Origin of the sequence: Polyangium sp. 15x6 (assembly GCF_029960785.1) — a bacterium.
GTDB lineage: Bacteria > Myxococcota_A > Polyangia > Polyangiales > Polyangiaceae > Polyangium.
Window position 1 is genome coordinate 300,200 of record NZ_JASBQE010000003.1, and the last position, 22,599, is coordinate 322,798.

General features: G+C 68.8%; 19 protein-coding genes. 5 read left to right on the top strand and 14 right to left on the bottom strand.

Translation table 11 applies throughout. The features are described 5' to 3' along the window. Positions 1 to 76: 76 nt before the first annotated feature. On the top strand, positions 77 to 415 hold the full coding sequence (locus QHF83_RS04155) for an HU family DNA-binding protein (protein WP_153818780.1): 339 nt from the start codon (positions 77 to 79) through the stop codon (positions 413 to 415). A 181-nt stretch (positions 416 to 596) separates the two neighbouring features. On the opposite strand, the gene QHF83_RS04160 is transcribed toward QHF83_RS04155, so the two are convergent. Both QHF83_RS04160 and QHF83_RS04165 read right to left on the bottom strand, forming a co-directional pair. Continuing rightward, the gene (locus tag QHF83_RS04160; protein ID WP_282416450.1) at positions 597 to 1,214 is read right to left on the bottom strand and encodes a hypothetical protein; all 618 of its coding nucleotides are present in this window, start codon (positions 1,212 to 1,214) and stop codon (positions 597 to 599) included. 124 nt (positions 1,215 to 1,338) lie between these two features. Further along, positions 1,339 to 1,632 carry a hypothetical protein gene (locus QHF83_RS04165; RefSeq protein WP_282416451.1) on the bottom strand — a complete coding sequence of 98 codons (294 nt, stop codon included), beginning with the start codon at positions 1,630 to 1,632 and terminating at the stop codon, positions 1,339 to 1,341. A gap of 206 nt (positions 1,633 to 1,838) precedes the next feature. Between QHF83_RS04165 and QHF83_RS04170 the strand changes: the two genes are divergently transcribed. Further along, positions 1,839 to 2,666 carry a hypothetical protein gene (locus QHF83_RS04170; RefSeq protein ID WP_282416452.1) on the top strand — a complete coding sequence of 276 codons (828 nt, stop codon included), beginning with the start codon at positions 1,839 to 1,841 and terminating at the stop codon, positions 2,664 to 2,666. A 96-nt stretch (positions 2,667 to 2,762) separates the two neighbouring features. On the opposite strand, the gene glyA is transcribed toward QHF83_RS04170, so the two are convergent. From glyA to QHF83_RS04190, 4 genes are all read right to left on the bottom strand, one after another. Then, positions 2,763 to 4,034, bottom strand: a complete 1,272-nt coding sequence (glyA, locus tag QHF83_RS04175; RefSeq protein WP_282416453.1) for a serine hydroxymethyltransferase — start codon at positions 4,032 to 4,034, stop codon at positions 2,763 to 2,765. Further along, positions 4,031 to 5,362, bottom strand: a complete 1,332-nt coding sequence (locus tag QHF83_RS04180; protein ID WP_282416454.1) for a dihydrolipoamide acetyltransferase family protein — start codon at positions 5,360 to 5,362, stop codon at positions 4,031 to 4,033. Before QHF83_RS04180 ends, glyA begins: the two co-directional genes overlap by 4 nt. A gap of 129 nt (positions 5,363 to 5,491) precedes the next feature. Beyond that, on the bottom strand, positions 5,492 to 6,250 hold the full coding sequence (locus QHF83_RS04185) for a glutaredoxin domain-containing protein (protein ID WP_282416455.1): 759 nt from the start codon (positions 6,248 to 6,250) through the stop codon (positions 5,492 to 5,494). Beyond that, entirely contained in the window at positions 6,247 to 8,259 is a 2,013-nt protein-coding gene (locus QHF83_RS04190; RefSeq protein WP_282416456.1) for an ABC-F family ATP-binding cassette domain-containing protein, read from the bottom strand. Before QHF83_RS04190 ends, QHF83_RS04185 begins: the two co-directional genes overlap by 4 nt. Before the next feature lie 104 nt (positions 8,260 to 8,363). Here QHF83_RS04190 and QHF83_RS04195 point away from each other — a divergent pair, with 104 nt between their 5' ends. After that, on the top strand, positions 8,364 to 8,987 hold the full coding sequence (locus tag QHF83_RS04195) for a hypothetical protein (protein ID WP_282416457.1): 624 nt from the start codon (positions 8,364 to 8,366) through the stop codon (positions 8,985 to 8,987). A gap of 374 nt (positions 8,988 to 9,361) precedes the next feature. Next, a complete protein-coding gene (locus QHF83_RS04200) occupies positions 9,362 to 10,585 on the top strand; it encodes an iron-containing redox enzyme family protein (RefSeq protein WP_282416458.1) in 1,224 nt (407 codons plus the stop codon). A 114-nt stretch (positions 10,586 to 10,699) separates the two neighbouring features. Here the strand turns inward: QHF83_RS04200 and QHF83_RS04205 are convergent, their stop codons facing one another. The 8 genes from QHF83_RS04205 to QHF83_RS04240 all read right to left on the bottom strand — a co-directional run bounded on the left by QHF83_RS04205 (position 10,700) and on the right by QHF83_RS04240 (position 21,027). Next, positions 10,700 to 11,848 (bottom strand): DUF4388 domain-containing protein, encoded by a 1,149-nt coding sequence (locus QHF83_RS04205; RefSeq protein WP_282416459.1) that lies wholly within the window; start codon positions 11,846 to 11,848, stop codon positions 10,700 to 10,702. 7 nt (positions 11,849 to 11,855) lie between these two features. After that, positions 11,856 to 12,860, bottom strand: coding sequence for an ATP-binding protein (locus QHF83_RS04210; protein WP_282416460.1), 1,005 nt, complete (start codon positions 12,858 to 12,860; stop codon positions 11,856 to 11,858). 100 nt (positions 12,861 to 12,960) lie between these two features. Next, a complete protein-coding gene (locus QHF83_RS04215; RefSeq protein ID WP_282416461.1) occupies positions 12,961 to 14,646 on the bottom strand; it encodes a hypothetical protein in 1,686 nt (561 codons plus the stop codon). A 91-nt stretch (positions 14,647 to 14,737) separates the two neighbouring features. Beyond that, on the bottom strand, positions 14,738 to 15,427 hold the full coding sequence (locus QHF83_RS04220) for an OmpA family protein (RefSeq protein ID WP_282416462.1): 690 nt from the start codon (positions 15,425 to 15,427) through the stop codon (positions 14,738 to 14,740). Positions 15,428 to 15,488: 61 nt separating this feature from the next. Then, positions 15,489 to 15,863: a roadblock/LC7 domain-containing protein gene (locus QHF83_RS04225; protein WP_272419090.1), complete on the bottom strand. Its 375-nt coding sequence runs from the start codon at positions 15,861 to 15,863 to the stop codon at positions 15,489 to 15,491. 192 nt (positions 15,864 to 16,055) lie between these two features. Then, positions 16,056 to 16,457 carry a V4R domain-containing protein gene (locus QHF83_RS04230; RefSeq protein WP_282416463.1) on the bottom strand — a complete coding sequence of 134 codons (402 nt, stop codon included), beginning with the start codon at positions 16,455 to 16,457 and terminating at the stop codon, positions 16,056 to 16,058. Positions 16,458 to 17,158: 701 nt separating this feature from the next. Next, positions 17,159 to 19,273, bottom strand: a complete 2,115-nt coding sequence (locus tag QHF83_RS04235; RefSeq protein ID WP_282416464.1) for an ATP-binding protein — start codon at positions 19,271 to 19,273, stop codon at positions 17,159 to 17,161. A 38-nt stretch (positions 19,274 to 19,311) separates the two neighbouring features. Continuing rightward, positions 19,312 to 21,027: an ATP-binding protein gene (locus QHF83_RS04240; protein WP_282416465.1), complete on the bottom strand. Its 1,716-nt coding sequence runs from the start codon at positions 21,025 to 21,027 to the stop codon at positions 19,312 to 19,314. Between the two features lie 194 nt (positions 21,028 to 21,221). On the opposite strand from QHF83_RS04240, the gene QHF83_RS04245 reads away from it, so the two are divergent. Next, a complete protein-coding gene (locus QHF83_RS04245) occupies positions 21,222 to 22,598 on the top strand; it encodes a hypothetical protein (RefSeq protein WP_282416466.1) in 1,377 nt (458 codons plus the stop codon). Position 22,599: the final 1 nt, after the last annotated feature.

A 22,599-nucleotide genomic window follows, 5' to 3' on the forward strand; every position in this document is an offset into this window, starting at 1 on the left:
CACGCCGTGTATGGTTCACCCGAGCCGAGCGCGCGGCGAGGGGTCGCGCGCGACGCGGAGCTCGGAGGAATTTGCAATGGCGACCAAGAAGAGTGCTGGGGGCGGGGCGAAGAAGTCGTTGAGCAAGAGCGCTCTGATCCAGGCGATCACGGAGGCTGCTGGGGACGAGATCTCCCGCAAGCAGGTCAAGAGTGTGCTCGAGTCTCTGGTCACGGTCGGGCACCGTGAGCTGAAGAAGTCGGGCGTCTTCACGCTGCCGGGCTTCGCGAAGTTCCGGGTGGTGAAGCGGCCGGCGACGAAGGCGCGCCAGGGCATCAACCCCTTCACCAAGCAGCCGATGACCTTCCCGGCGAAGCCCGCCAGCAAGTCGGTGCGTGCGCGTCCGATCAAGGCGATCAAGGACGCTCTCGCCTGATAGACCGCTGCTCCCCGTCGCGGCAGCAGCGCGCGACGAACGGCCCTCGCGATGCGCGTGGGCCGTTCGTTTTTTGTGCCCGCAAAGAACGAACCCGCGAATCTTGGGGCTCCAATGATTCGCCGATCCGACGCGCGGCGCGGCCCTCACTCGATGGAGAGCCGCGCCGCCGCGGGTCGTTTCACTTCTTCTTCTTGTAGACCTGGATGGCCACGGGCCCCGTGCCCGTCTTCGCCGTCGCGTTGACCTTCACCATCGCCGGCACCGGCCACGGCCACGCGTAGCAGCTCGTCTTCTGGCCGATCGACGCCGACGAACCCGCCTCCTGATCCACCGCGAGCGTCGGGTTCGCCGCGAGCGCGCCGAGCTGCGGCGGCAGAGCCGTCGCCATGTCGAGCGTCAGCGCCAGGTTGAGCTCCGTCACGCCGCCCGCGCCCTGCCCGATCACCGTGTAACAGAAGCCCGGCTCGAGCATCATCGTCGGCGTCGAGGCCGTCTGCCCCTCGGGCACCACCATGCAGAGCTGCCCACCTTCGGCTTTCATGCCGGGCGCCTCCACCTTCTCGCGCCCCTGCAGCATCGTCGTCAGCGCCAGCGACTGCACCGAATCACACGCTGCGACCGTCGGCGGGGGCGGGGGAGGCGGGGGAGGCGGGGGCGGGGGCGGGGGCGCCACGCTGGCGCCCGGACCCGGCTGCGGCGGCGTCTCGGGCTCGCTACCGCAGCCCGCCGACATCACCACGACCATCATCGACACGGCCGCCGCAGCGGCCCCCATGCACACCATCGAACGCGTCATCGGACCCTCCTCGAGGCTCGAGGGGCGCAAGAGGTGCGCCGCGCGAGACAGAGTCGCGCTCATACACCCGAACCCTACGCGGGGCCACAATCGATGAGGCCGCTCGGGGCGGCATCCGCCTCGGTCATCGCACCGGCACGCCGAACTCCTCCATTTCTCGCTGGATGCAGATGCGGGCCACGATGAGCGCGCGGGCCCGGAGCGACTCGTCGAGGTGCGCGGCCGCGTTCGCGTCGTCGAGCGCCTCGCGCAGCATCCCGCGCTCGAGGTTCGCGATGGCCCGGCACAGGTGGTACTCGGCGCGCTCCGCCGCGATCCCCATCCCCGCGCTTGGCTTGAGCTCTTCGTCCAGGAACCAGCGCGCGAACGTCCCGGGCGGAATGTCCGCCCCCTTCGGCCCCCCGCTCCTCTGATTCATGACGTAGTTTACCTCACTAATGAGGGGCGTGCAGGGCGCGAAGCGCGGCGGGCGGGGGCCCGTGGGGACGAAAAACGGCTCTGATCGATCTGCTGTTCCTTGACGCCCGTCCAAACCGTCAGGAAGGCAGTCGTAAGTTTCACGGGTTCCCCGCGTTGATTGATAGGGTAGGACCCAGCATTCGCCCGACTCCCGAGGAGGTCGCCTTGAATCGTTCCATCGTCATCTCGTCCGCGCTGCTCGTCGCGCTCGCGCTTGCGACCGGCTGCGAGAAGTCCGACGACTCTCAGCCGGCCCAGACGGCCGCGAACCAGCAGAACCCCTACCAGCAGCAGCAATATCCGCAGGGGCAGTACCCGCAGGGCCAGTACCCGCAGGGGCAATACCCGCAGGGGCAATACCCGCAGGGGCAGTACCCGCAGGGGCAGTACCCGCAGGGCCAGTACCCGCAGCAGCAGCCGTACCCGCAGCAACAGCCGTACCCGCAGCAGCCGGCGCCTCAGCAGCCGGCCCCGCAGGGCACCACGCAGCAGCCGGGCGGCTTCCAGTTCCCCACGATCCCCGGCTTCCCCGCCCCGGGCGGCACCACGACGACGGGCGGCACGACCCAGACGAGCGGCGGCACGCAGGCGCAGCGCATCGACCCGAACCTCGCCGGCGCGGCCACCTTGCCGCTCACGGCGTTCGCCCAGCAGTCGGCCCCGGGCATGCAGCGCGACGGCAACGTCGCCGCGGCGAACTTCTCCGAGGGCAGCATCCTCGAGGAGGCCGTCAACCTCCAGCCGGGCAAGTGCTACACGGTGCTCGCCGTCGGCGCGGGGCCGAGCGAGGTCGACATCCAGCTCGTCGCCACGACGCCCGTGCCCGGGATGAACCCGGTCCTCGCGCAGGACAGCGGCAGCGGCCAGCAGGCCTCGCTCGGCGGCGGCGGCAATTGCTACAAGTGGCCGTGGCCGATGGCGGGGCAGGCCAAGTACGTCATCAAGGCGACCCGTGGATCGGGCGTCATCGCGGCGCAGCTCTACTCGAAGTGAAGTGCGCGTAGCCTCGGATCGAGGCGAAACGAAAACGACGGGGGCGCGGCTCGACGAATCGAGCGGCGCCCCCGCGGTGTTTTGTGCGTCTCTGCGTCAGGAGAGGATGCCGGGCGCGGGGAAGCTCTGGCAGAGCTCCTTCACCTCGCCGGCGATACGCGCAAGGAGCGCCTCGTCCTGCGGATGGTCGGCGACCTCGGCCATCCACCCCGCGATGAGCCCCATCTCCTTCGGGCCCATGCCGCGCGACGAGATCGACGGCGTGCCGATGCGGAGCCCCGACGGATCCATGGGTTTGCGCGGATCGTTCGGGATCGCGTTGTAGTTGCCCACGAGCCCCGCGCGATCGAGCGCCTTCGCGTACGGCTTTCCGCCGATGTTCTTCGGCGTCATGTCGACGAGCAGGAGGTGGTTGTCCGTGCCGCCCGTGATGAGCCGGAAGCCCTTCGCCACGAGCGCCTCGCCGAGGACGCGCGCGTTCTCCACCACGCGCGCCGCGTATTGCTTGAACGACGGCTCCAGCGCCTCGCGCGCGGCGACCGCGATCGCGGCCGTCGTGTGGTTGTGCGGGCCGCCCTGCAGGCCGGGGAACACCGCGCGATCGATCGCGGAGGCGTGCTCGGCCTTGCACAGGATCGCCGCGCCGCGCGGGCCGCGGAACGTCTTGTGCGTCGTCATCGTCACGACGTCCGCGATCCCGATCGGCGACGGATGCGCCCCGCCCGCGACGAGCCCCGCGATGTGCGCGATGTCCGCCGCGAGGATCGCGCCCACCTCGTCCGCGATGGCGCGGAACGCGGGGAAGTCGAGCGTGCGCGGGTAGGCCGTCGTGCCGCACCAGATGAGCTTCGGCCGGTGCGTCCGGGCGAGCTCGCGCACCTGGTCCATGTCGATGCGGTGATCGTCCGCGCGCACGCCGTAGGGCACGCTCGTGAAGAACTTGCCGGTGATGCTGACGTTCCAGCCGTGCGTCAGGTGCCCGCCCGCGGGCAGGCCGAGGCCCATGATCGTCTCGCCGGGCTTCACGAACGCGAGGTAGACGGCGAGGTTCGCGGGGCTGCCCGAGTAGGGCTGCACGTTGACGTGCTCGGCCCCGAAGACCTGCTTCATGCGGTTCTTGGCCAGCTCCTCGACCTGATCGATCTGCTGCTGGCCCTCGTAGTACCGCTTGTGCGGGTAGCCCTCCGAGTACTTGTTCGTCAGGACCGACCCCGTCGCCTCGAGGACCGCGCGCGAGACGTAGTTCTCGCTCGCGATGAGCCGGATCGTGTCGGCCTCCGCGCGCTCTTCGCGGCGGATGAGCTCGGCGATCTCGGGATCGACCTCGGAGAGCGGGCGGTGGCCCTCGGGTTTGCTCGTGGCAGTCATCCGACTTCGAACTCCCCGCGGCTCAGGAGATCCGCGACGCGCCAGAGGAACGAGTTCGCCAGCACGCCGTCGACGATCCGGTGATCGTACGAGAGCGCCATGTACATCACGGGGTGGATCGCGATCACGTCCTCGCCGTCGCGCGTCACCACGACGGGCCGCTTCTTGATCTCGCCCATGCGCAGGATACCCACGTTCGGCTGCGAGATGATCGCGCCGCCGAAGAGGTTGCCCTTGAGGCCGGGGTTCGACACCGTGAACGTCGTGCCGGCGAGGTCGTCCGCGGTGATCTTGTTGGCGCGGGCGCGCGTGGCGACATCGTCGATCTGCGCCGCGATGCCCCGCAGCGAGAGCTGATCGGCGTGCTTGATGCTCGGCACGATGAGCCCGCCGGGCGTGTCGACGGCGACGCCGAGGTTGATCTCCTTGAGCACGGCGAAGGAGTTGTCGAGCACGCGCGCGTTGAGGTGCGGGTGCTCGCGCAGCGCGCGGACCGTCGCGGCGCAGATGAAGGCGAGGAACGTGAGCGGCACGCCCTCCTTCTTGAAGCGATCCTTGTGCTGCTCGCGCAGCTTCGTGGTCGCCTGCAGATCGACCTCGGCCACCGTGACCACGTGCGGCGACGTGATCTTCGAGTACGCCATGTGATCGGCCGTGATGCGGCGGCGGCGCGAGAACGGAATGACCTCGTCGCCCGGTCGCGGCGTGTAGGGGGGTACCCGGTACGCGCCGTAGCCGACGCCCGGGATCGGCGGGACGAACCCGCCTCCCGCCTGCACGAGCTGCGCGAGCTCGGGAGCGGCCGTGATCGGCGCGACCGGCATGGGCGCGGGGGGCGGCGGAGGCACGGCGAGCGCGGTAGGCGCAGGCGCGGGGGCCGCATGGGCCACGCGGCGCACGTCGTCGTGCGTGATGCGGCCGTGCTCGCCCGTGCCTTGCACCTGGCTCAGATCGACGCCTTCTTCACGCGCGAGCTTGCGCGTCGAGGGCGAACCGAGCGGCTGGGCCGCGGGCTCGGCCTTCGTCTCTTTGGGCGCCTGCGGCTCGGCCGGCGCGGGGATGACGGGGCGCACCACGTCTGCGCCGGCGGTCGCTGTCTCGTCGATGCGGCAGAGCAGCCCGCCCTTCGGGACCACTGCCCCTACGGGCGCATCAATCTCGGCGACCCGCCCCGCGGTAGGCGAGGGGACCTCGGTGTCGGCCTTGTCCGTCGCGACTTCCAGGAGCGGCTGCTCCCGCTTCACGAAGTCGCCTACACGCACGAGCCACTTGGTCACCGTCCCCTCGGCCACGCTCTCACCGAGCTGGGGCATGACTACGTCGATCATGGAGTTCGCTCCTGGAAATCCCCGCGCTTTCGGGTCCGGCTTGCGGGGGGGCCGCTCGTATACGCCCGGCGCCTGGCGAGGGCAACGTGGGCGCACGCGAAGAGCGACGATCTTGGGCTTCCGCCGCTGTCAGAGCGCCGTGCCCGAGGACGCCTTCGCGAGCGCGCGGTCGACGGCGTGGGTGCTGAAGCCCACGAGGATCTGCCCGCGGATGTCGATGACCGGGATGCTGCCCCCGCGCTGGCCCGACTTGTCGAGCTTGTCGCGCATCTCGAGGGCCGCCTCGGGGCTCGCCTCCACGTCCTTCTTCACGACGCGCACTCCCTTGGAGCGCAAATAATCTTCCGCCTGGTGGCAGGGCTTGCACCAGTCCGCGCCGTAGACGATCACCGTCAGATCCGAGGTCACGACGGGCGGCGTGTCCGCTCTCTTCGGCCCCTGCGTCGCGCTCGGCGCGCCGGTCGGCGAGGGCGGTGGCGGGGGCGGGGCGATCTTCGCGAGGTACGCGCTCCGCCGCTTCTCCACCTCGGACTCCCACGCGCGCCGCGTCATCGTCCGCGCCGCGTAGGTTCCGTCGTCACGCTTCTTCGTCAGATCGACGACGTAAAACAGGTTCTTCGTCCCCTCCTCGCGGTCGCTCACGACGACCCGCACGAGCGCTCGACCTTCCGCCGGCACGTCCGCGGGCTTGAGCTCGACGTGCATGTCGCCCTTGTCGTCGATCCACGTGAGCAGGAGGTTTGGCGTGTCCTCACCGATCGCGAGCGCCGGCAGCTCCTCCGTCGTCGCGAGCGGCGTCGTGCCGTCGTCTTCCTTTTTCGTCGAGCACGCAGCCACGCTCGCCAGCGTCACGAGCGCGATCATCGCCACGACGCCGAGGCGCCTCACGCCGTCCTCCCGACTTCTTCGGCCGCGAGCTCCTCGCCGAGCGTCATCCACTCCGTCATCGCCGTGTCCACGCGCTTCGCGAGTGCTTGCTCCTCGGCCACCATCTTCGCGAGTTTTTCCCAGTCCCCGCTCGGGTCCTGCTTCAGCACCTCGCGCATGCGCCCGAGCTCGGCCTCGCCCTTCGCGATCTCCTCTTCGAGCTCCTTCACGCGCTTGCGCTTGCGCTCGAGCGCCCGCGACGCGGCCTTCTCCGCCTCGAACGCGCGCTTCTTGTCGAGCGGCGACTCCGGCCCTTTCGCTTGCGCCACGACCGTCGACGCGCTCCGCTTCACCGCGCGCTTCGAGCGCCCATCGTCCTGCGCGCGCTCGTCCTCGTGCTCGCCGTCTTCCTCCTCGGGCGGCGTGGTCGGTCGGGACAAACTCGCCTGGAAGTCGCGGTATCCGCCGGGGAAGAGCTCGATCTTGCCGCCGTTGAACGCGCAGATCCGCGTGGTCACGGCGTCGAGGAAGCGGCGATCGTGCGACACGAGCAGCACCGAACCCTCGAAGCTCGCGAGCGCTTCTTCGAGGATCTCGGCCGCGGGGATGTCGAGGTGGTTCGTCGGCTCGTCGAGGAAGAGCAGATTGCGAGGCTCGAGCAGGAGTTTGGCCAGCGCGAGGCGGCTCCGCTCGCCGCCGGAAAAACCTTCCACTTTGCGCAGCGTGTCGTCGCCGTAGAACCGGAACCGCGCGAGGTACTGCCGCGCGGCATCGACGTTCATGTCGCCGCGCACGCTGCGGATCTCCTCGACCGCGGTCTTGTTCGGATCGAGCGAGCCGAGGTGCTGATCGAAGTAGCCCTCGCAGAGGTTCGTCCCGCGCTTGACCTCGCCCTGATCCTCCTCCGCGCCGCGGCCCGCGAGGATCTTCAAGAGCGTCGACTTGCCACACCCGTTCGACCCGAGGATCCCGATCCGCTCCCCGCGACGCACGAGCAAATCGAAGCCCGAAAAGAGCTGCCGCCCGCCTCGCGTCGCTTCGAGCCCGCGCGCGTCGAGCACGATGTCCCCGCTCCGCGGCGCCTGCACGAAGCGGAAGGCGACCTTCTCCGCCCGCGCCCACACGTCCTCCGGCCGGTCGACGGTCTCCATCTTGTCGAGCATCTTCCGCCGGCTCTGCGCCTGCTTCGTCTTCTGCCCTGCGATGTTCCGCCGGATGAACTCCTCGGTCTTCGCGACGAAGGCCTCTTGCCGCTCGGCGAGCTCGCGCTCCCGCTCGAGATCCTCCTCCCGCGCCTCCGCGTACCGCGAATACGGGAGCGGATACACGCGAAAGCTCCGCCGCCCGAGCTCCATCGTGATCGGGCAGAGCGCGTCGAGGAACGCACGATCGTGCGAGACCACGAGCATCGCGCTCGGCAGGGCCGCGAGGTGCCGCTCGAGCCACGCGATCGTCTCGATGTCGAGGTGGTTCGTCGGCTCGTCGAGCAAGATCAGGTCCGGCGTGTTCGCGAGCGCCACGCCGAGGTGCAGCCGCCCTCGCTCCCCGCCGGACAGGCTCCCGAGCGCGCGGCCCATGTCCTCGTGCGAGAAGCCGAGGTGCGCGGCGAGCATCTCCACCCGTCGCTCGAGCGCATCCCCGCCCGCCAGGTGGTACTTGTCCGTCGCGTTCGCCAGCCGATCGAGCGCTTGTTTCGTCCCGCTCGCGGCCGCGTGCGACGCCTCGTCGAGCTCCTTTCGCAAGGAGAGCAGCTCGTCGAACCCCGACAGGAATGCTTCGAGCACCGTGCCGACCTTCGGCAGCTCGTGCGATTGCCGGACGTACGCGACCCGCGTCCCCCGCTTGATCACGACCGAGCCCGCGTCCGGGACGAGCTCGCGCGCGATCAGCCGCATGAGCGTGGATTTTCCCGCGCCGTTCGGCGCCACGAGCGCGGCCCGCTCCCCCGGGGCGAGCGAGAACGTCACCCCCTGAAAGAGCTGATTTGCGCCGTACCCGAAGCCGAGTCCGGACACCTGAAGGACCGTCATGGCCGGCAGTCTTAGCATGTAAGGCGGGGGGCACCCGACATCCGGCCCCGGGGGTCACCGGAACCTCGCGCCATCCGCCTCGAACCTGGATAGGATGTGCCCTGATGACGAACGCCACGGACCTCGAACCCACCGCCCTCGCCTGGACCGAGGAGCTCGCGCGCGCGCTTCAAACGCGCACGGCGTGGAGCCAGCTCGGCACCGTGGAGATCGTCGAGCACTCGGGCGCGGCCACGCTGGGCGGCGTCATCGATCGTCGCCTCATCCGCCTCGAGCCCGGCAAGCCCGTCGAGGAGACGCTCGAGAAGTGGCGCGGCTCGGCCGACGGTCGCATCGTCGACCGGCTCGTCGTGCAGGCGAACACGATGCTCCTGCGCCGCTTGCCGCCGGCGCGCGTGGTCGAGCCCTTCGGCCCTGGATGGCTCGCCGACTTCGAACCCAAGGGCCCGATCGTCGTCCTCGGCACGGCCGCCGATCTCGTGCACGTCGTGCGTACGTTCCGTGACACGCCGCTCGGGAGCCGCATCCGCCCCTCGGCGGCAGATTGCAGGCCCGGATCCCTCGTGGCCGTGGCGGGTGAGGGCCTCACGGCGACGATGGTGTGCATGGTGTCTTTGTCGCTCACGCCGCAAGGCATTCACGTCGTCAGCGTCGTCGACAACAAATCGCGAACGAACGCGAAGCTCTCGCGCGCCGACGCCACGATCGCCGCCCAGCGCCCCGCCTGATTGCCAAAATCGTGCTCCGACCAGCGTGGGCACGATTCTCACGTTTTCACGCACACCAAATCCCGTTTTTCGCGCCAGGCCGCTGGTGGATACGCGGAGTTGTGCGTTGTCATTGAAAAGAATGGGATCCCATGCAATACGACAACGTTCATTTCTTGAACGAGATGTCGTGAAACGCCTCGCTCCGCGGCCGGAAACGGTATAGATTCGGTGTTATTCATTCGTCCCAGCCGATATGTTTTCGGCGGGCGACCCGCCTGACGCATCGCAGCGCGCCACGATATCGACGCTGCGGCGCCAAACCCTGGCCGATCGAGGAGATGTGTATGTCCGGAGAGGCGAAGCATGAAACCAATAATGTGGGCTGGGATGCCATGCCACCCTCGTCGCGCGCGCCGGCCTTCGTGATCACACAGGAAGGGGTGAACAACCCCGATCGGAAAGGCGCCGAGGCGGCGCTGCACAACCTCAAGCAGGCCCAGGCCGAGCACCCGTTCTGGCGGAACCGCTTCTTCAAAGCGTGCACGGCCGGGCACCTGACGAAGGCCGATTTCCAGTTCTTTTTCGGTCAGTACTACCTCTACAACCGCAACTTCACCCGATATCTCGCCGCGCTGATGGCGAACTCGGACAACGATTACCATCGCGCGCGGCTGTCGGAGAACCTGTGGGAGGAAGGCGGCGGCCAGGAGACGGACAAACGCCACGCCGAGATCTTCCGCAAGTTCCTGCGCGAAGCGCTCGAAATCGACATCGATAAGACCGACTACCTCGACGCCTCGCGCTTCTTCGTTCGTGAATTCCTCGATTTCTGCCTGCGCTCCCACCCCGCCGCGGGCTCCTCGTTCCTGTCGCTCGGCACCGAGGGCATCGTCTCGCGGATGTATACGATCATGGTCGAGGGCATGCTCAAGGCCGGGATCCCCGAGGAATTCCTGACCTTCTTCCGCATTCACATCGGATGCGACGACGAGCACGCGGAGACGCTGGAGGACATGATGCTGTCCTACATGCACACGCCCGACTGGTACAACACGTGCCTGTCGTCGATGAATTACGCGCTGAGCCTGCGCCACCGCTTCTTCGAGAGCCTCTACGACGCCATCCAGGGTCGGAAGCTCCAGGGCGTGCTGAGCCGCATCCAGGCGCGCCGCTCCCTCGCCCCCCAGTTCCCCGATGCCAGCCAGATCCGCTTCGCCTCCGGTCAGCGCGGCACCCCGAGCTACGAAAACGAGTCCATCGAGCGAATCCCCTTCAAGTCGGAGATCCTCGACACCCGGATCGTCCGCATCCCGCCCGGGAAGGTCAATGAGCGGCACAAGCACGCCCACGAGATGATCCTCCACGTCGCCGAGGGCACCGGCCGCGTGCAGGTGAACGAGTCGACCGTCGAGGTGAAGGCCGGCGATACGGTCTTCGTGCCGCGCTGGTCGCTCCACCAGACGCAGAACACGGGCGACGGCGAGCTCGTGATGCTGGCCTTCACGGATCACGGCCTCACGCGCCGCGCCTACCAGAACGAGCCGCCCCCGGCTCGCCCCGCCCCGCGCAAGGAAGACGGCGTGATCGCGCAGGCCGTCGCCGACGCCGAGGAGTAAACGCGAGAGAGCGCACCCCGGGGCGCCCCGGGGCGCCAAAACGAGAATGGCCCGGCCGAAGCAGCCGGGCCATTCTTCATTTGGGGCCCAAGGGGTCGAGCCCGAAGCGAGCCGTCAGAATCGTTTCGTCGGATCCTGGTCGAGCTTCTTCAGGTTGAGCTCGATGCGGCGGTTGCCCGGGTCGAGCTCCAGCGCCTGCTGCCAGAACTTGCGCGCGTCCTCGCGCTGGCCGTTGCGCAGCGCGGTGAAGCCCTGATCCATGAGCGACGCGACCTCGCGCTCCTTGAGGCGCGCGGCAATCTCCTCCGGCGTCTCCTCGGGCGGCGGCGGAGGCGGCGGGGGAGGCGGAGGCGGCGGCGGCGGCGGCGGGAGCGCCTGCGACGACGAGAGCTCGCGCGGCACCGGCGGCGCGTTGAGCGCGTCGAGGCGCATGCGCGCGTTCGTCGGGATCTGCGCCTTCTGCTGGAAGCCGGGGTCCGGCCCGAAGTCCCAGTCGTCCTTGCTGCCCTGCTGCTGCGTGATGCGGCCGGGGCGCACCGAGGGACGCGGCGCATCGTCGTCGGACGGGCCGAAGCGCGCCTTCTCGTCGAGCTTGCGCACGCCCTCCATCAGGATGTGCTGGTAGTCGCCGTTGATCGTGCGCTCGAAGTCCGGCGGGAACGGCGCCATGTTGAAGACGCCGTCCTCGACCGCGATCATCTCGTGCACCGCCTCCTCGCCGACGATGTTGTCCCAGACGGCGTGCACGATGTCGCCATTGTGGATGAGGATGATGCCCGAGACCTGGCCACGTGCGATGCGGAGCGCAGTCGTCTTGCGGCCGAGGCAGAGCATCTGGATGACGTCGACCGCCGAGAGCTCGGAGAGGCTCCCGAGCAGGCTGTCGCGCGTCTCCATGGCCTGCAGGAGCGCCGCGCGGAGCTCGTGCAGATCGAAGGGCTTGCGCATCAGCTTGAGACAGCCGACCGCGTGCGCCTTGTCGCGGATCGTCGCGACGTCGAACGCGGTCATCACGATCGCCCGCGTGTCCGGCGTCTCCACCGCGGCCCAGACGACGAGGTCCATGCCGCTCATGCCCGGCAGGTGGACGTCGGTCACCAGGACGTCGATGGGCGTCTCGCGCAGGATCTGCCGCCCGACCTCGGCGTTCTTGGCCAAGAGGACGTCGTACCGATGGTTGTCCTGGTAAAGGAACCGATGGAGAGCGAGGACGATCCCGTCCTCGTCGTCGACGATCAGCACTCTGTGGCGTCGTTGAGCCATGGCTGTTCTACCTGCCGGTCATGATGGGCAACGTGATCGTGACGCACGTTCCCGAGACGTTTCCGCTCCGTCCGCCGATCGTGATCGAGCCACCGTGGTCGGTCACGATTCGATAACATATCGAGAGCCCGAGGCCCGTACCCGTGGGCTTGGTCGTGAAGAACGAGTCGAAGACCTTGTCGACGATCCCCTCGGGGATGCCGCTGCCCGTGTCCTCGACACGCAGGACCATCCGCTCGTCCTCGATGCCCGCGTAGACCTTCAGCTCGCCGCCCTCCGGCATCGCGTCGGCCGCGTTGATGAAGAGGTTCAGGAGGACCTGCTGGAGCTGGTCCTGATCGATCCAGAGCGGACGCAGAAGGCCGTACCGCGTGCTGAAATGGATGTTGTTGAGCCGGCCCTCGGCCGCTCCGCGCGCGCGGTTCACGATGCTCGGCAGATCCGCCTTGTTGCGCCGCGGCGGCCGGTGGCGCACGAAGCCGAGGAGCTGGCCGAGCATGTTGTTCAGCCGGTCGATCTCGCGGTTCACCGCGTGCAACGAGTCGCCGAGCCCGGCCTCGGCGGCCTCGTGCTCGATCGACTGGATCGTCGCCTTGATCGCGGCGAGGGGGTTGCCGATCTCGTGCGCGACCATCGCGCATGCCTTGCCGACCTCGGAGAGCCGCTCGAGTTGCCTGCGTTCGGCCTGGAAGCGCTCGGTCTCCGTGACGTCGTGCATGGAGATGATCGTGCCGAGTCGAGCCGATCGGATGACACGGAAGCCGACGACGGTCTTGTTGCCGGCTTCGTCGAAGGCCTCGACCGTGAGCTCCTTCGTGCGCTGCGGGCCGTCGCGCCCGAGCTCGTTTTCCACGTGCTCGAAGATCTTGTTGATCAGCGGGGCGCCGCCCGCGCGTCGCGTGATCAGGTCGTCGGCGACGCGGTTCGTCACGACGACCTCGCCCCCCTCGTCCACGATCACGACACCCACCCCGATCTCGTCGAGCAGGGTGGTCCCCGATGAAAACGGCACGTTGGGGCGGTTTTTCCTCATGGTTTGGAGGGGGGTGGCGCAGCGTGGGCGCAGCGATCGTCCATTCTACGCCGCTCGCGCCACCCCCGCGGCTTCAACGTCAACCGTAGCCAAAGAGCTTGGTGACCGTCTTCACGACCTTCTCTTCGGCCGGATCCGGCGCCTCGTCGCGGAAGCCGAGAACGCTGAGCGCCAGCGTCTCGTCCGACCACCGCAGCCATCGCGTCCGCATGACCACGTTGTTCACGTCGAGGATGTGGATCACGTGAGGCTCGGCGATCGGCAGGAGGTTCCTCACCCGATCACTCACCTCGGACACGACCGAAGCCGCGGCCGCGAGCTCGTTCTGGTACCGCACCTCGCCGGCCGCCGCGATCACGAGACCACGCGTATCCGCCAGCACGACCGCGCGCCCGCCCGTTTCCTCGCGGAGCAGCGAGCTCATGCCTTCTTCGAGCAGCGTCTCCAGGCGCTTGTCCGTGTTGCGGAAGCTGATCGGACCCGTGCTGATCGGCGCCTGGCTCGGCGGAGCCTTCTCCATCGAGCGCGCCGCCGTCATGGCGAAGGCCTGCGCCTCGAGGTCGATGATGCGCCGCCGCATGTTCTTCGCCTCGATCGCGATCGCCTCGAGCTCCTCGACACGCCTGCGGAGATCGCTGTTCTCGTTGGCGTAGTAGTCGAGCTCTGCGGCCTTCTGCTCGAGCGTGCGAACGCGGAGCGAGAGCTCGTTGTTCTTCTTGTTGAGCGATTCGGCTTCCTTGCGCAGCTTCTCGGCCTCGGCCGCGCTCGCGCCGCCGCCCGCCGCCGCCGCGGGCGCGCTGGCGGAGGCTGCCTTGAGCTTCGCCTCGAGGTCCTGCACCTTCGCGCGCGCCGTGCCGAGCTCCATGCCGAGCTTCGCCGCCTCGTTCGCGGCTTGCTGCAGCGTGGCGATCTGCGCCTGGAGCTGCTGCACCTTGGTCTTCTCGGCCGCGAGCTCTTGACCGACCTTGCCCGCGTCGCCCGTCGACTTCTGCGCTGCCGCGAGCTTCTGCTCGAGGTCGCGCACCTTGGCCTTTTCGGCCTGGATGTCCTGCGCGAGCTTGCTCGTGCCCTCGGCCGTCTTCTGCAGCGCCGCGACCTGCGTCTGGAGCTGCTGCACCTTGGCCTTTTCGGTCGCGAGCTCCGCCGAGAGCTTGTCCGAGCCGCCCTGGCGCGTCTTGAGCTGCGCGTTCTCCGTCGCGAGCTGCTCGGCTCGCTGCGCCGACGCGCGGAGCTGATTCGCCTGCGTCTGCGCCTCGCGGAGCTGGGCCTGCGCGGCCTGCACCTGCGCGTTCGATTCGGCGAGGCGGCGTTCGAGATCCTGCCGCGCGCCGTCGTCCCCGCGACCCGCTTGCGCCTGGGCCATCGCGGCTTGCAGGCGTTGCTCGAGGTCGTGGGCGCGGGCGCGCTCGGCTTGCAAGGCCTGCGCGGCTTGATCGGCTGCGGCCGCGCGTTGCCGGAGCTCGGCGTTCTCTTGCCGGAGTTGGGCTTCCGCGGGCGAAGGACCGCTCGCGGCGGCGCGCGCGCGGTTGACCTCCGCCTGGAGCTGGTTCACCTGCTCGCGGAGCTTCTGCGCTTCACCTTGGGCCTTCTGCGTGGCCTCTGTGCGCGCTCGTTCCGCGGCCTCGGAGGCCGAACGCGAGAGCTCGGCGTTCTGCTGCTGCAGGGTCGCGAGCTGGCCTTCGGCTTGCTGGCGTGCCTCTTTTTCGGCCTGGACGAGGCTCGTATCCGCGGCGGCGCCGTTTTTCGAAGGGAACGCCCTGCTCACGAGCAGGCCAGCCCCGAAAAACAGCCCGGCTCCAGCCGCGGAAGAAAGCCATATCGATTGGATCAGGTCCATTCCTTCCTCAAGTCCTCGGCTACCGCCACTCGATCTCGACGCGCCGGTTCAGGCTCCAGGCCGTCGGGGTGTTCGAGGCATCTGCGGGCTTCATGCCGCCTACGGCCTCGGTCGTGATCCTGGAGTGCGGAATGCCGTTCGCGTGGAAGAAGTTCTCCACCGCAGCGGCGCGCTTGCGGCTGAGCTCCAGGTTGTGCTCGCGCGATCCGAGTTGATCCGAATGCCCCCGGAGATGGATGCGCAGGCTCGGGTTCGCCTTCAGCTGCTTGAGGACCTCGTCGAGCGTGCTCTTGGCCGACAACGTCAAGAGATTCGAATCGATCTCGAAGAGGATGTCGGAGACCGCCGCGGGTTTGTCGCCGGAAGCCACCGCCGGGGGCGTGGGCTTCGTCGGCGGGGGCGTGGGCTCGGGCTCCGCCGTGGGGGCCGGCGGAGTCGCTGTGGCCACCGAGACCACCGGCAGCGCGGAGGTCGTCGCCGTGGGCTCGGGCGCCGTGTTCGGCGGCTCGGGCGTGGGGGTCGGTCGTGGAGGCGGCGCGACGGCGACGCTCGGGCCAGGCGTGGCCGTAGGCCTTTGCGCCGAGGCTTGCGCCGAGGTCGTTCCCCCCGGCCGTGCCCCGGTCACCTGGGCCTGCTTCGCTTGCTCCTCGGCGTATTCGGGCGCGAGCTTGAGGTTAATCAGCCCGAGGTCCGTGAGACCGAGGAGCAACAGCCCACCAAAGGCCAGCCGAGCGTTTCCAGTCGAGTTAGCCATAACAATCAGGTCGCCGTCATACGATCTTGGACAGCTCGGTCACGCGCCGGCGAATATCGAGGAACACGAGGCCGAGCTTCGCGTCCGGCGTCGTGAGCACGATGAGCAGCGATTCCGCGCCGACCGCGTTCAGGATGACGTAGCCCTGACGGCCACGCACGTACGTCTGCTCCATGGCGCCACCCATGAGCTCGTGGGCGATACGCTCACCGACACCGAGGAGCGCGGCGGCCATACCGGACACCAACTCTTCGTCGATCTCGTTCGGGAGCAGCGAGGCGATGATGAAGCCGTCGGTGCTCACCATGGCCGACCCGATGATGTCGGGCGATACCGAACGAAGATTGCGAAGAATTTCCTGGATTTTTTCGACTCGACTTCCAGCTGCCACGTCTCCTCCTGTGCGGGCAAGCCGAGCCCGAGTTCGTGCTCGAGCTCATCAATCAACCCGGGCGCCGCGTCCGGGACATGTTCTGCCCTCTCGCACTGCTCTCCGGAGTCCCTCGGGCCACCGTTCTACTCCGAGGGCCCATCGGAAAACCGGCAAGTGGGCGAGGCCGCCACCACCACGTGGCGGCGTCGTCTAGCCCAATTCGACCGTCACCTGGCACGTACCTTCGCCGTTGGCGCCGCACTTCGTCTCGTACGCCTTCGGCTTCTTCTTGATGAGGATCTCGGTGATCCCTGCGACGAAGCCGACCTCGGAGTGGCAAATACGCTTCGAGATGCTCGCCATGCCTGCGCACGTGATGCACTCGTCCAGGTCCACCACGAGAAGCTTGTCGTCAAGCTGGCGAGGGATGAGAATGCCAATACGTGAATCGCGCACGAACTGGACGACTTCCTTGAGGTAATCGTCCGTGTTCGGCTTGTACAGCATCTGGCCGGCTTCCTTGCCGAGCTCCCTACCACCGTTCTGGAAAACGACCGCCGCCCCGCGTCCCAGCACTTCCTCCACGTAACCCGCGGAGAAGTGACGGAACACGCGAAAGACCAACAGCGGAATGTCGTTTCCCAGAATCGGCCTGTGGGTCTGAGCGACTTCTTGGATGAGACCCATTAGAGCACCTCATTGTCCTTGGATTGACCTGGACTCACACCAACCTCCCTATGATGCGGACCCAACCCTGCACGGTCGGCGCGGGGACACCCGCCACCCACCGCCTGCACACGCCCTCGCGACAGGCAGGACGGCGGGCGAACCCGCGTGCCAGCTCGGCGGGGTAGAGGCAGAGTGTACCGTCGGTTCGACCATCGCGTGAAAAATCGGCGGGAAATCCAAGCGTTGACGTTGCACCCCGAGGCGTGTGCCTACGAGGTCGCGGAGGCCGGGTGCGGTCCATGGACCCGCCCCGGGTTCCGCGGAATACCTTGAACCAAGGCAGGATAGACTGAAACGGACCCCGATGCTAGCCAAGAAATCCCCGCCAAGGGGCTCCGGGCACCGCGAGGATACGCGGCATCGCACGCGATCACAAGAAAGCATCCTGCTCGACGATCACGTCCGACAGACCCGCCCGGAAAATCGGACGAACCGTGCTTCAGATCGCTTCGGATGGGTCTTGTGATCTGGTTTTGTGAATTGGAACGCTTGGTAGAAACACCGGCACATGCGCATCCATGTGCCGGACTGTGTGAAACTGAGCCTCTAAGGGCGAGGACCAGGGGGGCGGACGGGAAAAACCGTCAGGCGGCGACCGAAGGTACGGACTGGAACGTGGCAGCGAGGACGTCAGGCGCAGGTAGGGCAACCGACGAAAGTCCACGCCGCGCCGCCGGAAGCCACGAGGCCGGATCCCCCACGATGCCCCGCGCCATCGACTCGAGGAGCCGTCGCCGCAGGAGATCCTTGCGCCGGTAGAAGCTCGCCCCGTGCTCGGCGTTCGCGTGCGGGACGTAACTCGCGAGCGAGACGTGCGTCTTCTCGTGCAGCATCAGATCCACGAGCGCCCCAAACGCCGCCGGATCGTCCTGCTGCAACACGGACACGAGCAGCGCACGCACCCGCGCCGAAGCGAGGTTGACGCTGATGCCGCTGCCGTCCGTGTGCGCCATCTCGTCCGGGCCGTAGAGGTCCTGGTGCACCGAGATCGGCGAGGGCGTGAGCTCCGCCGCGATCGAGATCGCCGCGTCGATCCCCTCGAGCACCGTCATCGCCGCCGCAAGCGCATCGACGCCCGGAACATCCTTCGCCGTCACGAGCAAGGTCTCCCGATCGATGCGCTGCATCGCGAGCGCGCCGATGCGCCGGCCCCGACGGTCCTGCGAGCTCGCCGCCGCCGCCGCCGCGGAGGTCGCGACGAGCCGCCGCCAGAGCGCGTCCGCAAGCGGATCGTCGAGCGAGACGTACGTGCGACCCGCCATCAACGGCTCGCCCATCGGTCGGAGCGTGCCCGCACGGTAAGCGCCAAGAAGATGGCGCAAGGTGACGACGCGCGGGTGCTGCTCGTGCTCGTCGTCGATGGTGATCACGCGGATGGCCGGCGTGTCGAGCAGCGCGTCCGCGAACCGCACGACCTCCTCGGGCGCGGCCACCGTGGGGCGCTTCTGCGGTCGTCGCTCGGACTCCGGTGGCACGGAGCTCGGCGGCGTGATGAGCGGCCAGGGCTTCGAGGATCGTGTCGCCTCCGTGAGCTCCTCGGGCGCGCTCGCCGTCGCAGGCTGCGTGGGCTGGCCCGCGAGCGCGGCGCAGAGCAGGCGATCGAGGACCGACGAGAGGCGATGATCCACGGCGCGGAGGAGCTCGCGATCGTAGAGCGCGTCGTGCAGCACGAAGCGCTCGAACGCCGCGATGAGCGCAGACTCGACGGCCGCCGATGCGTGCGCGGCCACCGCCGATCGACCCTTGTTGAGCGGCACCTCGGCCGGGAGCTCGACGACGATGCCGAAGCCTGCCGACACGATCGCCCGCGCGAGGTCGCGATGGAGCGAGAGCTCGGGCGCGGTGAAGAGATCCTGCCTCACCGCGACGAGCAAGCCGCGTTGCGTGATCGTGACGTGCGGCAACGCGCCGTCGCCGCGGCCGACCCAGATCGAGAGCTCGCCGAGCGGGCCGGTGAGCGCGCCCCCGACGTGCGCGCGCGCGACGCGGCGCATGCGCGTGCGGGCGACGTTGATGAGCACACCGTCGACGTAGATCCGAGCGACGGCGGGATCGACGAACGACGCGGCCGCGGCGACCTCCGAGGCGAGGACCGAGCGGCTGATCGGTTCGTCGAGCAGGAGCCGCACCGACGTGCCCGTCCAGCCCTCGACGTGCGGAAGCGGTCGGAGCGACCACGCGAAATCAGCGTAGGGCGGGCCCTTGCCGAGCGGCTCGACGCGCAGGAGGTGGCCCTCGGTGCGCGTGCGTGTCTTCACCTCGAGCCGCGGCGCGATCTCGAGCGCGCTGAAGAAGCCGATGCCGTGCTCGCCGATCGCGAGCTCCTCGCCCTCCTTGCCGCTGCGGAACGGGACGAGCAGATCGCCGAGGACCTCGTCGGCCGTCATGCCGCGCCCGCGATCCGTCACGATGATCTCGGTGCCGCCGAGGCCCGACTGCACGTCGATCGCGGAGCCGCGCGGCGAGGCGTCGAGCGCGTTCTGCACGAGCTCGCGGAGCGGCGCGATGCGCGATGCGCTCTGCGCGTAGATCGTGCGGGAGAGGATCCGCTCGGCGAGATCGGGGACCGTCGCCTCTCTGCGGCAAGCCTCCACGATGCCCGGGCGGGCCGTGCGGCTCGCCGCGAGGTAGGCCGCGGAGCGACCATGCACGCGTACGAGGAGCAGGTCCGAGAGACGGCCAGCGTAGACTTCGGTCATCGGTTTCCCCCTGATTTCCCCAACGTCCGAGGCGCGCGTTACACCGCTCCCGTGACCCCGATCGGCTCGCTGACGATGAGCTCGCGCTCGAGATCCGGTTCACGCATGCCCGTCGCGCGATCGAACGCGACGCGCAGCGCGTACTGCTCCGCCCAGCCCACGCGCCGCGCGACCGCGGGCGCGTCCTCGCGCACGAGCAGCGCATGACGCGTCCCGAGGCAAGGCAGCGGGCCCGGCGCGTTCTTGCGGCCGCGCGCGAGCGCCACGGGGACGGCCTCGGGCCGCTCGGATCGACGCGCGAGCTCCACGATCCCGGGCAGATCCGGGCGGCGACGCGCGAGGCTCGAGAGGCTCTCGGCGTGATCGATCTCGAGCTCGCGCGCGAGCAGCTCCCGCTCGCCGGGGATGAAGCCTTGCCACTCGCGCTCGGCCCAGAAGCTCTCGGGGACGAAGAGCCGGCTCTCCACGTTGCTGCCGAGAAAGCCGATCAGAGGCTCGCGCCGCTCCGGCCCGACGAGGTACCGATCGGGACCGAGCAAGGACCGCGCGAGCTCGGGCGCGACCTCGTTCCACGCCGCGGATTGCAACATCAGCGCGCTGATCTGCGCGGCGACCTCCGCGAGGCGATCGGCTGTCTTGCGGGTCGTCCCCGGGGCGCGGGCGAGATCGACCAGCCTGCGGTAGAACGTCGCCGCGGTCGCGCGGAAGTTTCTGCAAGGCTTGAGCGCGTCGCGACCCTCGGTGAGCTCCACCGCGGAGGGAAAGTCGATCAGCGCGAGCTCCGGGATCGCGAGGCAGCCTTCGACCTTCACGCCGGCGTGGTACGTCGCGGCGCAGATCCCCGTCACGAGCGAGCGGCCGCCCACGTAGAAGCGCGCGACGCGGCTCGGATCGTCGGGCGAGAGCGAGTCGGTGAAGTGCGAGCCTCCCGAGAGGTAACGGCCGTCGTTCAGCGGCACGCCGTCGAGGTTCACGATCGCGCGCTCCTTCGGGAAGAAGTGCAGCGCGTCGCGCAGGTACGCGCGGAGCGGCTCGGCCTCGACGAGCGACGAGCGCACCTGCACGCGTGTCCCGGCGCGCGGCGTCAGCCTGCGGATCGCGCAGATGAGCGACGACGGCTCCGGCCCGTCGGCGAGCACCGACAGCGACCAGCCCGACGCTCCGTCGCCCGTCTCCACCTCGATCGACAGGCTGGCCGGATCGGGCAGCCCCAGGCCGATGACCGAGAAGAAGCCCACGCCGAAGCGCCCGAGATCCACGCCGGGCCGCTTGTCGGTGGCGAACGGCACGAGCAGCCGTGACAGGATCGTCCGCAGATCCATGCCGATCCCGTCGTCGGTCACGATCACCACGCCCTCGCGCACGCGTACGTCCACGCGCGCGGGGTGCTCGGGTGTCGCGTCGATCGCGTTCAGCACGAGCTCGACGACTGGCCGCAGCGGGTGGCCGAACTGCCGGCCCACCTCCTCATCGAGGATCTTGAGCAGGTAGGCCCGATCCATCGGCGGGCGGGCCGGCGTCCCGGTGCCCGAGACGAGCGCCGAGAGCGCGGGCCGGTAGAGCCCGATGGCGACGAGCTCGTGCAGCGAGCCCAGGAAGCAGAGCTCGCCCTCGCGCACCCCGCCGCGGGCGATTCCGCCGGCGCGGGCTGCGGCGAGGTCGATGTGCGTCCTCGTGAACGGCCCGTGCGCCGATTGCTCGGCCGGAGGCGTCCCGAGGGGCGAGGAATCCGGAGCGCTGCGTGCCGTCGCCATCGAGCAAGCAATGGTGGGCCAAGTTACCTCTCGCGCAAGGGGGGGTTCCGCTGCCGAGCGTTCTCTTTGGCTTGTGTTCCGGTCGTCGCGCGCGGATCCGCCCTGGCGCGCGCGGGGCGCGCTCGTCGTGGTCGATTTCGAGGTCTGGCTTCTGATACGCTCGGGTCGTTTTCCTTACGACTAAGGAGGAAACGATGGGGCGCGTTCTGCGGTGGCTCGGCGTGAGCCTGGGGCTTTTCGTTTCGATTGGAATCGGGCTCGGGGGAGGCTGCGCGGCGAGCGGCAGCAGTCGACCCGGCAGCGGGGGCGAGGGCGGCGAAGGCGGGTCGGGGGGATCGGGCAATGGCCCTGCCGGGCCCGGAGGCGGCGGCGTCGGTGGATTCGGCGGCGGCGTGGGCGGCGGCGGCCCGGCTTGCGCGAAGTTCACGGCCGAGGCCACGCAGGCGCCCGCGGCCATGCTCACCGTGCTCGACGCGAGCGCCAGCATGAACAAATCGTCCAAGTGGGGGACGGCGCAGCTCGCGATCAAATCTGCAATCGACAAGGACGTTTTCGACACGATGTCCCTCGGCCTCACGGTCTTTCCGTCGAGCTTCGTCAACCCGCCGCCCTGCGTTTGCGCCTATGTCGGGCTCGATCAGGCGACGTGCAATGCCCTCCTCGCTCCGGGCGTCTCGTGCGGCGTCTCCGTCCTGCCGCAGGTGCCCGTCGCGCCGGCCGGGAAAGACAAGACGAACGCCCCGACCGGCGTGCGCCGCCAGATGTACGATTGGCTCGTCGCCCATCCGCCGCTCAGCAACGGCGACGACGGATCCCCGATTTACGACGCTCTCCGGGCCGGCTACGAATCGCTGAAATCCGAGAACATCGCCCGGCGCATGCTCGTCTTGATCACGGACGGCGGCTTCTCGTGCACCTCCGTCGCGAGCCCGGTCCGACCCGGGTACGCCGACGATTACAGCTGCCCCGACTGGGAGTACCCGGACAGCGTCAATTCGCTCATCGCGGCCGCGCGCACCGACCCGAACAAGCCCATTTTCACGTTCATCGTGGGCGTGCCCGGCTCGAACAGCACGGGCGTCGCCGTCGACGGGTTCGCCACGCCGCCCTACGACATGCTCCTCGCGCTCTCGACCTACGCCGTCAGCGGCTCGCCGGACACCGTGGATCCGGCCTGCTCGAAGGACGCCACCTTCATGCAAGGGGGGGCCGCCCCTGCCAAACCTTGCCATATCGATCTCTCGAACGGCGCGCAGTTCAACGCTGACGCGCTGGCCCAGGCGATCGCCGACGTCCGCGGCAAGGCGCTCGGCTGCATCTACGACCTGCCGCCCCCGCCGCCCGGCGAGCAGATCGACAAGAACCAGGTCAACGTGAACCTCACGCTCGACGGCATGCCGCAAAGCCTGAAAAAGCGCACGGATCCGCTGGATCTCTGCCCGCAGGACGGCTGCTGGGACTACACCCAGGACGGCAAGGTCCAGCTCCTGGGCAAGGCCTGCGAGGCCCTCGGCGCCGCCAGCGACGCGAAGGTCGACATCCAGGTCGGCTGCGAGACGATCCTCAAATAGA

Excerpts from the sequence above, each read along its gene's own strand:
- QHF83_RS04155 (WP_153818780.1), top strand. The coding sequence starts at position 77 with ATGGCGACCAAGAAGAGTGCTGGGGGCGGGGCGAAGAAGTCGTTGAGC.
- QHF83_RS04160 (WP_282416450.1), bottom strand. The coding sequence starts at position 1,214 with ATGACGCGTTCGATGGTGTGCATGGGGGCCGCTGCGGCGGCCGTGTCG.
- QHF83_RS04165 (WP_282416451.1), bottom strand. The coding sequence starts at position 1,632 with ATGAATCAGAGGAGCGGGGGGCCGAAGGGGGCGGACATTCCGCCCGGG.
- glyA (WP_282416453.1), bottom strand. The coding sequence starts at position 4,034 with ATGACTGCCACGAGCAAACCCGAGGGCCACCGCCCGCTCTCCGAGGTC.
- QHF83_RS04180 (WP_282416454.1), bottom strand. The coding sequence starts at position 5,362 with ATGATCGACGTAGTCATGCCCCAGCTCGGTGAGAGCGTGGCCGAGGGG.
- QHF83_RS04190 (WP_282416456.1), bottom strand. The coding sequence starts at position 8,259 with ATGACGGTCCTTCAGGTGTCCGGACTCGGCTTCGGGTACGGCGCAAAT.
- QHF83_RS04195 (WP_282416457.1), top strand. The coding sequence starts at position 8,364 with ATGACGAACGCCACGGACCTCGAACCCACCGCCCTCGCCTGGACCGAG.
- QHF83_RS04200 (WP_282416458.1), top strand. The coding sequence starts at position 9,362 with ATGCCACCCTCGTCGCGCGCGCCGGCCTTCGTGATCACACAGGAAGGG.
- QHF83_RS04205 (WP_282416459.1), bottom strand. The coding sequence starts at position 11,848 with ATGGCTCAACGACGCCACAGAGTGCTGATCGTCGACGACGAGGACGGG.
- QHF83_RS04235 (WP_282416464.1), bottom strand. The coding sequence starts at position 19,273 with ATGACCGAAGTCTACGCTGGCCGTCTCTCGGACCTGCTCCTCGTACGC.
- QHF83_RS04240 (WP_282416465.1), bottom strand. The coding sequence starts at position 21,027 with ATGGCGACGGCACGCAGCGCTCCGGATTCCTCGCCCCTCGGGACGCCT.
- QHF83_RS04245 (WP_282416466.1), top strand. The coding sequence starts at position 21,222 with ATGGGGCGCGTTCTGCGGTGGCTCGGCGTGAGCCTGGGGCTTTTCGTT.